The sequence below is a fragment of the Streptomyces sp. NPDC048441 genome (assembly GCF_043200235.1).
Classification (GTDB): Bacteria; Actinomycetota; Actinomycetes; order Streptomycetales; family Streptomycetaceae; genus Streptomyces.
Map to the genome: position 1 here is coordinate 689492 of NZ_JBICXM010000002.1, position 12173 is coordinate 701664.

At 69.7% G+C, this 12173-nt stretch carries 10 protein-coding genes; 3 read left to right on the top strand and 7 right to left on the bottom strand.

What is annotated here, in order from left to right:
• Positions 1-78: 78 nt before the first annotated feature.
• A complete protein-coding gene (locus ACGFSB_RS07370) occupies positions 79-2304 on the bottom strand; it encodes an MMPL family transporter (RefSeq protein ID WP_393395417.1) in 2226 nt (741 codons plus the stop codon).
• 221 nt (positions 2305-2525) lie between these two features.
• Here ACGFSB_RS07370 and ACGFSB_RS07375 point away from each other — a divergent pair, with 221 nt between their 5' ends.
• Both ACGFSB_RS07375 and ACGFSB_RS07380 read left to right on the top strand, forming a co-directional pair.
• Positions 2526-3722 (top strand): sensor histidine kinase, encoded by a 1197-nt coding sequence (locus ACGFSB_RS07375; protein WP_393395420.1) that lies wholly within the window; start codon positions 2526-2528, stop codon positions 3720-3722.
• Positions 3719-4447 carry a response regulator gene (locus ACGFSB_RS07380; RefSeq protein WP_393395423.1) on the top strand — a complete coding sequence of 243 codons (729 nt, stop codon included), beginning with the start codon at positions 3719-3721 and terminating at the stop codon, positions 4445-4447. Before ACGFSB_RS07375 ends, ACGFSB_RS07380 begins: the two co-directional genes overlap by 4 nt.
• Positions 4448-4468: 21 nt before the next feature.
• On the opposite strand, the gene ACGFSB_RS07385 is transcribed toward ACGFSB_RS07380, so the two are convergent.
• From ACGFSB_RS07385 to ACGFSB_RS07395, 3 genes are read right to left on the bottom strand one after another with little or no spacing between them, the layout of a single operon-like run.
• Complete coding sequence (locus tag ACGFSB_RS07385; RefSeq protein ID WP_393395426.1) at positions 4469-5782, bottom strand: ABC transporter substrate-binding protein; 1314 nt, start codon at positions 5780-5782, stop codon at positions 4469-4471.
• Positions 5782-6618, bottom strand: coding sequence for a carbohydrate ABC transporter permease (locus ACGFSB_RS07390; protein WP_393395429.1), 837 nt, complete (start codon positions 6616-6618; stop codon positions 5782-5784). Before ACGFSB_RS07390 ends, ACGFSB_RS07385 begins: the two co-directional genes overlap by 1 nt.
• Positions 6615-7538, bottom strand: a complete 924-nt coding sequence (locus ACGFSB_RS07395; protein ID WP_393395431.1) for a carbohydrate ABC transporter permease — start codon at positions 7536-7538, stop codon at positions 6615-6617. Before ACGFSB_RS07395 ends, ACGFSB_RS07390 begins: the two co-directional genes overlap by 4 nt.
• 184 nt (positions 7539-7722) lie before the next feature.
• On the opposite strand from ACGFSB_RS07395, the gene ACGFSB_RS07400 reads away from it, so the two are divergent.
• On the top strand, positions 7723-8577 hold the full coding sequence (locus tag ACGFSB_RS07400; RefSeq protein ID WP_393395434.1) for a phosphotransferase enzyme family protein: 855 nt from the start codon (positions 7723-7725) through the stop codon (positions 8575-8577).
• 15 nt (positions 8578-8592) lie between these two features.
• Here ACGFSB_RS07400 and ACGFSB_RS07405 read toward each other — a convergent pair whose 3' ends face one another.
• From ACGFSB_RS07405 to ACGFSB_RS07415, 3 genes are all read right to left on the bottom strand, one after another.
• Complete coding sequence (locus ACGFSB_RS07405) at positions 8593-9327, bottom strand: 3'-5' exonuclease (RefSeq protein ID WP_393395826.1); 735 nt, start codon at positions 9325-9327, stop codon at positions 8593-8595.
• 148 nt (positions 9328-9475) lie between these two features.
• Positions 9476-10717 (bottom strand): SAV2148 family HEPN domain-containing protein, encoded by a 1242-nt coding sequence (locus ACGFSB_RS07410; protein ID WP_393395437.1) that lies wholly within the window; start codon positions 10715-10717, stop codon positions 9476-9478.
• A 103-nt stretch (positions 10718-10820) separates the two neighbouring features.
• Positions 10821-12134, bottom strand: a complete 1314-nt coding sequence (locus tag ACGFSB_RS07415) for a copper amine oxidase (RefSeq protein ID WP_393395439.1) — start codon at positions 12132-12134, stop codon at positions 10821-10823.
• Positions 12135-12173 lie beyond the last annotated feature (39 nt).

A 12173-nucleotide genomic window follows, 5' to 3' on the forward strand; every position in this document is an offset into this window, starting at 1 on the left:
CGCCCACGTGACAGACGATGCCCCCGCGTACAGATGCGTACGCGGGGGCATCGGTCACCGGGTCACCTGGTCAGCGGGTCAGCGGGTCAGCCGGTGTTCGGCGTACGCCGGATCAGCCGCGTACGGCTGGTGCCGCTCGGGGGCCGACGGCCCGTCCGGCGTGTGGTGGCGGCCCCGCGTCCGGCTCGACCTGCGCGGCCACCACAGCCCGCGGCCGAGGATCGCGGCAAGGGCGGGCACGAGCACGAGGGAGAGCACGAGCGAGGACAGGATGATCCCGAGGCCGGTGGCGAAGCCGATCTCCTGGGTCGCGGGGCTCGCGGCCAGGCTGGCGAACGACCCCGCGAGCACGATCCCGGCCGTGGCGACGGCCGGCGCGGTGTGCCGCACCGCCTCGGCCACCGCGTGCCTGGCGGGGACAGGCTTCTCCATCTCCTCCCTGATCCGGTCGGTGATCAGGATGTTGTAGTCGGTGCCGAGGGCGACGACGAAGAGGAAGAGCACCAGGGGCAGCGTGAACGAGACCCCGGTCCTGTCGAGGCCGTGCTGGAAGACCAGCGTGCTCGCGCCGAGGGTGGCCACGAACCCGAGCCCCACGGCGATCAGCAGCACGACCGGCGCCAGCAGGGAGCGAAGCAGCAGGAAGAGGATCACCGCGATCAGCAGGGCCGCCACCGGGAACACCAGGCGCAGGTCCTTCTCCACGGCCGTCGAGATGTCGGCGAAGACGGCGGCCGTTCCCGTGACATACGCCTCGGTGCCCTGCGGGGCGGTGCGCGCCGCCGTGTCCCTGACGGGCCCGGCGACCAAGTCGCGCGCCTTCTGCGTATCGGACTTGACGCTCAGGAACAGATCGACCCGCGCGGCCTTGCGGTCCTTGCTGAGCACTGGCTCGCCCACCTTCCCGACGCCCTCCGCCTTGCCGAGGCCGTGGGTCATCCCGGTGAGTGAACTCGCCTTGATGTCAGTGCCGTTCGTGCTCCGTACGTACACGCTGTGCGGGTCGGACACACCGGCGGGCAGGCTGCGGGAGATCTGCTCGGCCGTCCTGACCGCGGCCGTCTCGGGCAGGCCCTGCTGGTCGTAACTCATCTTCATGCCGATCGCGCCCGCGCCCAGGGCGCCGAGCAGAACCAGGCTGCCGAGGGCGTACCGCACGGGCCGGGCGCTCACCGCGTGCCCCAGGCGTGCGCTGATCCCGTCGGTGCGCTCCTTCTTCCAGGCACGCGCGGGCCAGAACATGCCGCAGCCGAGCAGGGCCAGCAGGGCGGGCATCAGCGTGAGGCTGGCGAGGAGCATCACGAGTACGGAGATCGCGATCGCGGGGCCGAGGACCCGGAACTGCCCGAAGCTCGCGAGGCCGAGGGTCGCGAAGGCCGCCACGATCGTCAGCGCCGCGGACGTGATCGCGCTGCCCACCCGCCCGGTCGTCTCGGCCGCGGCCGTCCGGGCGTTCTGCTCGGGATGGTTACGCAGCTGCTCTCTGAACCGGAACATCAGGAAGAGGAAGTAGTCGATGCCGATGCCCAGGAGTACGACACCGATCAGCGAGGGAGTGGACGGGTCGAGGGTGATACCGAAGAGCTTCGCCGCACCGACCACCGCTCCGGAGGCGACACCTCCGATCAGCGCCACCGCGATCAGCGGCACGAACGCTGCCGCCAGGCTGCGGAACACCAGCACGTTCAGCAGGACGATGAGGCCCATCGTCAGGCTGCCGACGACTTTCCCCGTGGTCTCCTCGGCCTCCGCGTTGTCCACCGTGGAGGCTATTCCGCCGGTGAATCCCACACGTAGGTCGGCGGCGGTGAATTCATCCTTCGCTGTGTCGCGGAATTCCTTGTAGACGTCCTGCAGACCGGGGTCGTTGGGATTTCCGTCGAGCGACACGGTCAGGAGCCGGAAACTCTTGTCCGGGGCTACGGCGCCCGGCGATACCCGCGGGGTCTGGGAGTGGTCCTTCATGAGCTGTTCGGGTTTCGGCGCGACGATCCGCTCCCGGCCGAGGCCGTCCGCCGTGGCGGTGATCCGCCGCTGGTCGCCCGCCGTGAGCCGGCCGCCGTCGTCCCTGGCGACGAGCACGGTCAGGGCGTTGGGGTCGGGCTTGGTGCCGAATTCGTCCTCGGCTATACGCAGCGCCACCGCTGAGTCGTATTTCTTGGGCAGGAAATCCCCGGCCTGGGAGTCGGTGACGTCGTACATCATCGCTTTCCCCACGAACGACAGTGCCGCTCCGAGGATGGTCCAGACGACGATGGTCAGCCATCGATGCCGGGTGGAGAAAGAGGTCAGCTTGCGGATCATGCCAATAGGTCATCACGCGAAGCCCCTTGAGAGCGTCGGCCGCCGGAAGGGGACGCACCCCTGACCCTGGTCCGGTACTTCACCGCGGGCAGTACTCCAGTACGGGGTGGGAAAACCGCCCCTGCGGGCATTCATGGCCCGGCGGGCCGGGATGTAATGGGGCAGGAAAGACGCTCGATCTGCTCGATCTGCTCGATCTGCTCGATTTTGGAGGCGCCCGGATGGGACGCGACTTCTTCCCTCCGGTACCGCCCACGGGCGGAGCGCGGCCGACGCCGGGTGATGTGACGGTCGCCCTCGTCGCGGTGGGGCTCGACGTGCTGGCGTACCTCGCGCCGGGCGAGGAGGGCCCGGGGGCGCCCGTCACCGTGCTCGGTGTCCTGCTGGTCGCCGTCTCCGTGCTCCCGCTGCTCTTCAGGCGCCATCACCCCGTGCCGGTGCTCGGCGCGGTCCTCGCCGTGCAGACGGCCGTCAACCTGGGCCTTGTCGTCAACCCGGGCTCGCCGATGTCCAACAGTTACGGCGGCGCCGTCGCGGTGGCGCTCTACACCGTGGCCAGGTACAGCGGGCGGCGTGCCGTGGCGCTGGGTGTCGTGGCCACGGCGCCCGTGCAGCTCGTGCGGTACGTGCACAACGATGTGCCCTTCCTGGGGATGGGCCTCACCGACGTTCTGCTCACGCCCTGCCTCATCGTCGCCGTGGGTCTGGCCGTGCGGCAGTGGCAGCGGCAGCTGGACATCAACCGGAAGCTCCTCGCCGACCATGCGGTGACCGAGGAGCGGCGCCGCATCGCGCGGGAGCTCCACGACATCGTGGCCCACCACATCACCACCATGTACCTGATGTCCGGCGGGGCCAGGGCGACCCTGGACCGCGATCCCGAGACGGCCCGCGAGGCGCTCGTGACCCTGGAGGAGTCCGGCCGCACCGCGCTGCACGAGATGCGGCAGCTCCTCGGGGTCCTGCGCAGCACCGACACGTTGGAGGAGACGCCGTCGGAGCCGCAGCCCGGAGTGGACGGCATCGAGCGGCTCGTCGCCGATTCGACCGCCGCCGGCCTGCCTGCCGAACTCCACGTCACCGGGCGGCCACGCCCGCTGCCGATGACCGTCGGCCTCACCCTTTACCGCATCGTGCAGGAGGCGTTGACCAATGCCCGCAAGCACGCGGGCCCCGCCCGCGCCACGGTGCGGCTGGCCTATCTACCGGACCGCGTCACCGTCGAAGTGGCCGACGACGGTGCCGGTGACGGCAAGGCACCCGCCGAGGGCGGCGGATACGGTCTGCTGGGTATGCGGGAACGTATCGCTCTGCACGACGGTTCCCTGCACGTCGGCAGCCGTGCGGAAGGCGGGTTCCAGGTGACCGCGAGCGTGCCGCTGCCCGTAGACACGTACGAGAAGGACGGGACCAGATGACCTCACCCACCGAGCCCGAGAACGAGCCCGAGCGGAACAGCGAGCCCGAGCGGATCACCGTGCTCATCGCGGACGATCAGCCGCTGGTGCGCCGGGGCCTGTCGCTGATCCTGCTCTCGGACCCCGCGGTCGAGGTCGTCGGCGAGGTGGGCGACGGCGAGCAGGCCGTCGCGGCGGCGCATGAACTGCGCCCCGATGTAGTCCTGATGGACATCCGGATGCCCGTGCTCGACGGGGTCAAGGCCACCGAGCGCCTGACCGCCGAGCTGCCCCGGTGCCGGGTCCTCGCGCTCAGCACCTTCGACATGGACGAGCACGTGGTCGGTGCCCTGCGGGCGGGGGCCTCGGGTTTTCTGCCCAAGGACGTCTCCCCCGAGGAGCTGGTGGCCGCGCTGCGCACCGTCCACCGCGGCGAGTCCGTCGTCGCTCCGCGGCTGCTCACCAGGCTCCTCGCCACGTTCGTGACCCCGGCTCCGGCCTCGCACCCGCCGACGGCGGACCTCGCCGGACTCACCCCGCGTGAGGTCGACGTGCTCCGTCTGATCGCCGCGGGCCTCGACAACACCGAGATCGCACAGCGGATGGAGATCGGCGTCCAGACCGTGAAGAACCACGCCACCGGCATCTTCACCAAGCTGGGCGTCCGGGACCGCGCGCAGGCGGTCATCGTCGCGTACGAGACGGGGCTCGTGCGAGCGGGGCAGGGGAACGGGGCCCGCCACTGAACCCCCGGCAGCGGCGGCGGCCTAGCGTTGATACCTCGCAAGCACCAGATTCCCGTCCTTGACGAGGCGTTTGCGAAGCTCACCGAGCCCGATCGCCCCGCTGTAGTACTCCTGGAGCGCCGGGGTGGCGACCTTGTCCTTCCACTCCGGATAGCCCCGCACGGACTGCGCGGGCGCCGGACGCAGATGCTCGGCAAGGGCCGTCCCCGCCGCCCAGTCGTCCTTCTCCGTCCGCAGGGCGGGATTCTTCAGGGCCTCCGCGCCAGTAGGCAGCATCCAGTCGCCGCGCGCCAGCTTCACCATGTTGTCCGGCTGCAAGAAGAAGTCGATGAACTCGGCCGCCTCCTTCTTGTGCGGGCTGTCCTCGGAGACGGACAGGGTCTGCGGGCTGACGCCCTGTGCGAGCCCCTCCGACCCGGCGGGCGCGGGAAGGACCTGCCAGTCGAAGCCCTTGGGCGCCTGCTGGACGATCTGCTGGCGGTAGGAGAAGCCGAGCGGGACCATCGCGTACTTGCCGCCGAAGAAGCCCGGCAGGGTGTCGGAGCCGCCCATGCCCAGGGTCGTGCTGGACGCGCTCTTGTCGTTGGCCACCTGGTCGTGGACCGTGCGCGGCATGATCTCGTCGGCCTGGTCAAAGCGGACGTCGACCTTGCCGTCCGCTCCCCGATGGAACATCTTTCCGCCGGTCGAGAGCGAGAGGTTGAGCGTCGCGGACACCGGCTCCTTGAGCGGCCAGGCCACCCCGTACTTCCCGTCCTTGCCGTCGCCGAGTTCCTTGGTGACCGACCGGAACTCCTGCCAGCTCCACGGCTTCTCGGGCGTGGGGATCCGGACGCCCGACTTCTTCAGCCACTTCGCGTTGGCGATCAGGACGCGCGGCTCCTGGAGGAAGGGAACTCCGTAGACCTTGCCCCCGAAGGTCGTCGTCTCCCAACTGCGCTTCGGGATGTCGGACTTGAGCCGCTCGGGGAGCAGGTCGCCGATGTCGGCGAGATATCCGCCGTACGCGAAGTCGGCGAGGTCGTCCGATGCGTCGTGGATGATGTCCGGCGCCTCGCCGCCCTCGAAGGAGGTGAGCAGCTGGTCGTGGACGCTGTCCCAACTCCCTTGTACGTACTCGACTTTGACGTCGGGGTGGGTGGCGTTCCACTCCTTGACGAGCGCCTTGTTGGCGTCGACGGACTCCTTCTGCCAGGCCAGGGACTGGAATTGGAGGGTGATCTTGCCGCCATCGTCACCCGAGTCGCCGCTGCAACCACTGAGCAGCAGGGCGAGAGCGGTCGTGACGGCGGTGACGGCGGTGGCCGCGGTCACGAAGCGTGGTGCTGCGCGCATCAGGCCTTCACCGCCCCGGCCAACATGCCGCCCGTGATCCGCTTCTGGATGATGGCGAAGATGACGAGCGAGGGGATGGTCGCGAGGAACGCCGCCGCGGCGAGCGGCCCGAGGTCCGCGACGCCCTCGGTGCCGATGAAGCGGTTGAGGATGACCGGCAAGGTCTGCTTCTCCGGGGTCTTGAGCAGGACGAGCGCGAAGAAGAACTCGTTCCATGCGGTGATGAAGGCGAACATCGCCGTGGCGACGATGCCGGGGGCGAGCAGGGGCGCGACGACCGAGACGAACGTACGCACCTTGCTCGCGCCGTCGACCGAGGCCGCCTCCTCCAGTTCGGTGGGCACGGCGCGGACGTACCCGACGAGCATCCACAGCGCGAAGGGCAGCGACCACACCACGTAGACCATGATCAGGCCGAGCAGTGAGTTGATCAGGTGCAGGTTCTTCAGGATCAGGAACAGCGGGATGATGATCAGGACGAAGGGGAACGCCTGGCTGATCACCACCCAGCCCGTCGCCGCCTTCGAGATGCGATTGCGGTGCCGCGCCATGACGTACGCCATGGGGGTCGCGATGACGACCGCGATCAGGGACGCGCTGAGCGCCGCGATCAGGGAGTTGCCCGCGGCCTGGAGCAACGGCTGCTCGTCGAAGGCCTGCCGGAAGTTGTCGAGGGTCGGGTCCTTGGGAATCCAGGTGGGGTGCAGACTGCCCAGTTCCCGTGCGGGTTTGAAAGCCGTGGAGATCAGCCAGAGGAACGGGAAGGCGAGGAAGACGAGATAGGCGGCGAGGGCCACGTACTGCGCGGCGCGTGTCGACTTCTTCGTACGCGTCATGACTCGTCGCCTCCCTTCAGACGGCCGACCAGGTAGAAGGCGAGGATCACGGAGATCACCGCGACCATCACGCAGCCCATGGCCGCGGCGTATCCGAACTGGCCGTAGCGGAAGGCCTCTTCGTAGGCGAAGAGCATGGGCAGGCGGGTGCGGCCGCCGGGGCCGCCCTGGGTGAGGACGTAGACCAGGGCGAAGGAATTGAAGTTCCAGATGAAGTTGAGCGCTGTGATGGCGAGAGCGATCGGTTTGATCGCGGGCCAGGTGACGGTGCGGAAGCGGCGCCAGGCGCCCGCGCCGTCCATCTCGGCCGCCTCGTGCAACTCGCGCGGGGTGTTCTGCAACCCGGCGAGCAGCGCGACGGTGGTCTGCGGCATACCGGCCCAGACGCCGACGACGATGACGGCGAAGAGGGCGGTGGCCGTCCCGGTCAGCCAGTCCTTGCCCTCCCCGAGGCCCAGGTTGGAGAGCGTCTCGTTCAGCACGCCCGCGTCCGGGTGGTAGACGAGCCGCCACATGATGCCGACGACCACCTCGGGCATCGCCCAGGGGATGATCGCGAGCGCCCGTGCCAGCCAGCGCATTCGCAACGGCTGGTTGAGCAGCAGGGCGAGGCCGAGCGCGAGGAAGAACTGCGGCACGGTGACGCCGAACGCCCAGAGCAGGCCGATCCGGAAGGAGTCCCAGAACAGCGTGTCGTGCAGCAGGTCCTGGAAGTTGAGGGCGCCGACCCACTGGGTCGGCTCGGTGCGGCCCGACTGGGAGTCGGTGAACGCGAGCGCGATGCCGTAGAGGAGCGGGCCCACGCTCAGGATCAGGATCGGGATCAGCGCGGGAAGCACCAGGAACCAGGCGCCGTGGTCCGCGCCTCTGCGGGCGGACGCGCCTTTCGCTGACCGCTTCGTTGCGGTCGCCAATGTCACGGAATCGGCTCCTTTGGGCGGCTCATCGGGGTTTGGCCGCCCAGGCGGCCCCCGTCATCGTGCTGATGGGATCTTGATACGTCAAGCAGCTACGCAGGCCGTACGGGCCGCCTTCGCAGCCGCTTGGCCTGTGCGAATGGGAGACTGTGTCCGCGAACGGGGCACATGGTGCGGGAGGCAATCGGTGGATGAGGCGCGGGCACGGGACGTACTGGGCGCGGCGGGTCTCGAACGGGACACGGAGCTGCTCGCGCTGGGCGAGAACGCGGTGTTCGGCAGCGGTGATTCGGTGATCAAGGTCGGGCGTGCGGCGCCCGAGCTTCTCGACCGTGCGCGGCGGGAGTTGCGGGTCGCGCGGTGGCTGGAGGAGTCAGGGGTGCCCGCGGTGCGGGCGGCCGAGCCGGAGCCTCGCCTGGTGGACGGGCATCCGGTGACGGTGTGGCGGCGGCTGCCGTCGGCCGTGCGGGCCGCCGAACCGCGGGACCTCGCCGCGTTGCTGCGCCTCGTGCACGCACTGCCCGCGCCGTCGTTCGAACTGCCGCGTCGTGAACTCCTCGGTGGTGTCGAGCGGTGGCTGCGGCTCGCCGGTGCCGCGATCGATGTCGAGGACGCGGACTATCTGCGAGAGCGCAGGGACGGGTTCGAGGCGGCAGCCTCGGCGCTTTCGCCGCGTCTTGCCCCTGGGCCCATTCACGGTGACGCCCTGCCCCGCAATGTCCTGGTGGGCACGGACGGGCCCGTGTTGGCGGACCTGGAGACGTTCTCCACCGATCTGCGGGAGCACGACCTCGTGGTGATGGCGCTCTCGCGGGATCGGTACGGCTTGCCCGCCGATGCGTACGACGGGTTCGTCGCGGAGTACGGATGGGACGTACGGGAGTGGGACGGGTGCGCGGTGCTTCGGGGCGCCCGGGAGACGGCCAGCTGTGCGTGGGTCGCACAGCACGCCCCCGGCAATCCGAAGGCTCTGGCCGAGTTCCGCCGCCGGGTCGCCTCGCTGCGTGACGGGGACTCGGGTGTGCGGTGGTTTCCGTTCTGACAGTGGACCCGGTCCTCAGACGCCGGACGGTCTTGGACTGCTGACCTCGTCCCGCAGGGGCCATGCGCCGTCGATCACCGCGTCCGCCTCGCCCTTCTTCCGGAGGAACTTCTGGAAGTCCGCCGCCCACTCCGCATACCACTCGATCTGGCGGCGGTGCAGCTCCGCAGGACCGAAGGCGGCGACCTTGGGGTGGCGGTCGGCTATGGCGGTGGCCAGGCGGGCCGCGGCCAGGGCGTCCGATGTGGCGTCGTGGGCCGACTCCAGCGTCACGCCGTACTCCGTGCAGACCGCTTCGAGGTTCCGCTTGCCCTTTCGATAGCGGTCCACCGAGCGGTCGATGGTGTACGGATCGATGACCGGGGCCGGTTCCGCGCCGCCGAGCCGTTCGCGCAGGGACGCCAGGCCGTGTCGGTTCAGCTCGGCGGAGAGCAGGGTCAGGTCGAAGGTCGCGTTGTAGGCGACGACCGGGACGCCCGACTGCCAGTACGACACGAGCACGGCCGCTATCGCGTCGGCGACCTCCGCGGCCGGCCGGCCGTCCGCCGCGGCGCGTTCGTTCGAGATGCCGTGCACCGCCACGGCGTCCGCCGGGATCTCGACTCCCGGGTCGGCGAGCCACTCCCTGCGGCCCAGCGCCTCGCCCGCCCTGACCTCGATCACCGCCCCGGTGACGATGCGTGCCTCGAGCGGGTCCGTCCCCGTCGTCTCCAGGTCGAACCCGATCAGCAGCTCCCGGTGCCAGCCCATGGCCGCCCCCTTCTCTGTGGTGCTTTCCCCCATTGACCACCACGATCCCACGCGCCACTGACAATCCGAGGTGCGCGTTCCGCTTACCGTCTCGGGCGCCTCCTCGGGCGGCTCCTCGGGTGGCTCCCCGGGCAGCTCCCCGGACGGCTCAGGAGACCGGTCGCGAGTCCGCCCAGGCCAGTTCGAACTCCTCCCGGTACGTCTCGAAGAGTCCGCTCTCGTCCGGCTCGTCCGCCTTCACCACCCGGCGGCCGCCCCGCAGCACGAGCACCGGCGCTTCCATCCCCCGCGTCCTGCGCAGATACGACTGGACGACCGCGATGCCGTCGGCGCCGTCCCCGTCGACCAGATACGCGGTGAAGCGCGGCGTCTCGTCGTACACCTGGATCTCGAAGGCGCCCGGATCGCGGAGGCGGGCCCGCACCCGGCGCATGTGCAGGATGTTCATCTCGACGCTGCGGCTCAGCTCACCGCGTTTCAGGCCCAGTTCGCGCTCCCGGCGCTTGACCGCACTGCTCGCCGGGTTGAGGAAGAGCAGCCGCACCCGGCACCCGGACTCCGCGAGGCGGATCAGGCGGCGCCCGGAGAAGTTCTGGACCAGGAGGTTCAGGCCGATCCCGATCGCGTCGAGGCGGCGGGCCCCACCGAAGATGTCCTCCGCGGGGAACTGCCGCAGCAGGCGCACCCGGTCCGAGTGGACGCCGACCACATCGGCGTACCGGTCGCCGACCAGGGACTCGACGGCGTCGACGGGCAACCGGCGCGCGGAAGGCGTGTCGGTGCCCGCGCCGAGTATGTCCAGGAGCTTCGCCGAAGCGCGCTCCGCCTGGGCGAGCACCGCGGTGGACAGGGCGCGGTTGCGGGAGACGACGTTCCGGGTGACTTCCAGCTCGTCCAGGGCGAGTTCGACGTCCCGGCGGTCGTCGAAATAGGGCTCGAAGCACGGCCAGTGCTGCACCATCAGCTCGCGGAGCTGGGGCAGCGTGAGGAAGCTGAGGACGTTGTCGTCGGCCGGGTCGAGCAAGTACCCCTTGCGGCGGCTCACTTCCCGTACGGCGACGGCCCGCTGGACCCACTCCTGCCCCGCGGGGCCCGCGGCGGCGACCACCCAGTCGTCGGCGTGGACGGGTTCGTAGATGGGGCGGAGCACAGCGGCCACGACGGCGCGCAGCCGCTGCTCCACGAGATTCAGCCAGATGTAGGCCCGCCCGGCGCGCTGGGCGCGGGTGCGCACCTCGCGCCAGGCGTCGGCGCCCCAGTCCAGTTCGGGTCCGATCTGAGATCCCATCTCCATCGGCCGCGCCAAGGACACCGCTCCGGGCGGGCCGTCCGCGGAACCCCCCTCGTGACCCTCGTCACCAGGGGGGAGCTCCCGCCCTCCCGAGCTCACCCAGCGCACCCCTTCCGCTCCCCCGAGCACTCCCCCGTTCAATGATCAAGGAAGGGTACTCCGGGAGCGGCGGCCGGTGCAGCCGGATGGCAAGGGTGGATTCTCAACCGGTAGGCGTGGGCTGGCCGTTCTTGTCGGCGAGGTCCTGCGGAGTGAGCGGACTCATAGCGGTCACGTCGCGCGCGGCCAGCGAGAAGCCCTGCCAGTGGACCGGCATGGGCTGCTGGTCCTCGTCACGGGCGATGTGGTGGAAGCCGATGTGGACCCAGGTGACCGGGTGTGTCAGGGACTGACCGTTCACCCACTTGTCGACGCTCTTCGGTGTGCCGTTGGGGCACCCCGGGTTGTTGCTCGCGTACAGCTCGCACTTCTTGTACTCGGTGAAGTACACGTCGTGCTTGGTGAAGGGGCGTCCGGCGTGCTTGCTGCTGGCCCCGGGCACGATCTCGTACGAACGGGGGTGGCCGTCCTTGTTCTTGCCTGCCCCGCTGACCACGCGCCACCAGCGCATGTCCTTACGGTCACCGGCGAGCTCCTTGGTGACCTTGGTGCGGGTGGTCTTCGTCGTCGGGCTGCCCTGTCCCGTCGGCGGGGTCACCTTGGAGTCGTACTGCTCGACCTTGGCCTTCGGGGAGCCGTCCAGGCCGAAGTTGAGCCGCCAGAAGACGTTGTGGGCGTGGCTGTCGGCCTTGGCCTGGTCGCCCTTGCCGATGGGCCAGCCGCGGCCGTCGCCGCCGTCGTAGTCGTACGGCGAGAGGCTGCCGGTCGCGCCGACCTGGGAGGTGATGGTGCCGTCCGAGGAGAACCGCCACTCGGTGATGTACTCGTACCAGGAGGCCTTGTTCACGGTATAGACGAGCAGGTCCTTGCCCTGGGCGCTGTAGACCTTGCCGGTACCGCCGGTGCTCTCGTCGTCGTTGAGGCGGTACGCGTGCCCACGCGCGCGCGTGGTGGTGCACAGGCCCTTCACGTTGCCCCGCTGCGGGACCTTCACGGTCTTGATGGTGCCGCCGGGGCACTCGCCGGGATTCAGGTTCTGCAGGGCCTGGCCGAAGTCGGTGCCGGTGACGTCGTCGTACTCGGCCTCGCCGTCGTCGTAGGGGACGTGGACCTGTGCAAGCTTGGCGCTGGTCAGCACGGGTATCGGCTTCGGCTCGTCCTTGGGCTGGTAGCTGATCTTGTCGAGGACCAGGCCGGAAAGGCTGTTGTAGTGCCAGCACATGCGCCAGGTCGTGCCGCCGTCGACGGTCTGCTCGATCTTGTAGGCGTCACTGCAGTCGGCCGCCGCCGGGGCGCTGGGCGCCTGGGGGGTGGCCGATGCGGGGGATGCGACGGTGACGGCGCCACCGATCAGTGCGGCGACCGCGAAGGCCATGGTGGCCTTCTTTCGGGCGCGCGAAAGTCTGTTGACGTGCATTGCGGTGTGAACTCCCTCGTACGAGGAGAAGCAGAAGTG

What these genes read in the sequence shown, in the direction of transcription:
- ACGFSB_RS07370 (WP_393395417.1), bottom strand. Translation starts at nt 2,304, where the DNA reads ATGATCCGCAAGCTGACCTCTTTCTCCACCCGGCATCGATGGCTGACC.
- ACGFSB_RS07375 (WP_393395420.1), top strand. Translation starts at nt 2,526, where the DNA reads ATGGGACGCGACTTCTTCCCTCCGGTACCGCCCACGGGCGGAGCGCGG.
- ACGFSB_RS07380 (WP_393395423.1), top strand. Translation starts at nt 3,719, where the DNA reads ATGACCTCACCCACCGAGCCCGAGAACGAGCCCGAGCGGAACAGCGAG.
- ACGFSB_RS07385 (WP_393395426.1), bottom strand. Translation starts at nt 5,782, where the DNA reads ATGCGCGCAGCACCACGCTTCGTGACCGCGGCCACCGCCGTCACCGCC.
- ACGFSB_RS07390 (WP_393395429.1), bottom strand. Translation starts at nt 6,618, where the DNA reads ATGACGCGTACGAAGAAGTCGACACGCGCCGCGCAGTACGTGGCCCTC.
- ACGFSB_RS07405 (WP_393395826.1), bottom strand. Translation starts at nt 9,327, where the DNA reads ATGGGCTGGCACCGGGAGCTGCTGATCGGGTTCGACCTGGAGACGACG.
- ACGFSB_RS07415 (WP_393395439.1), bottom strand. Translation starts at nt 12,134, where the DNA reads ATGCACGTCAACAGACTTTCGCGCGCCCGAAAGAAGGCCACCATGGCC.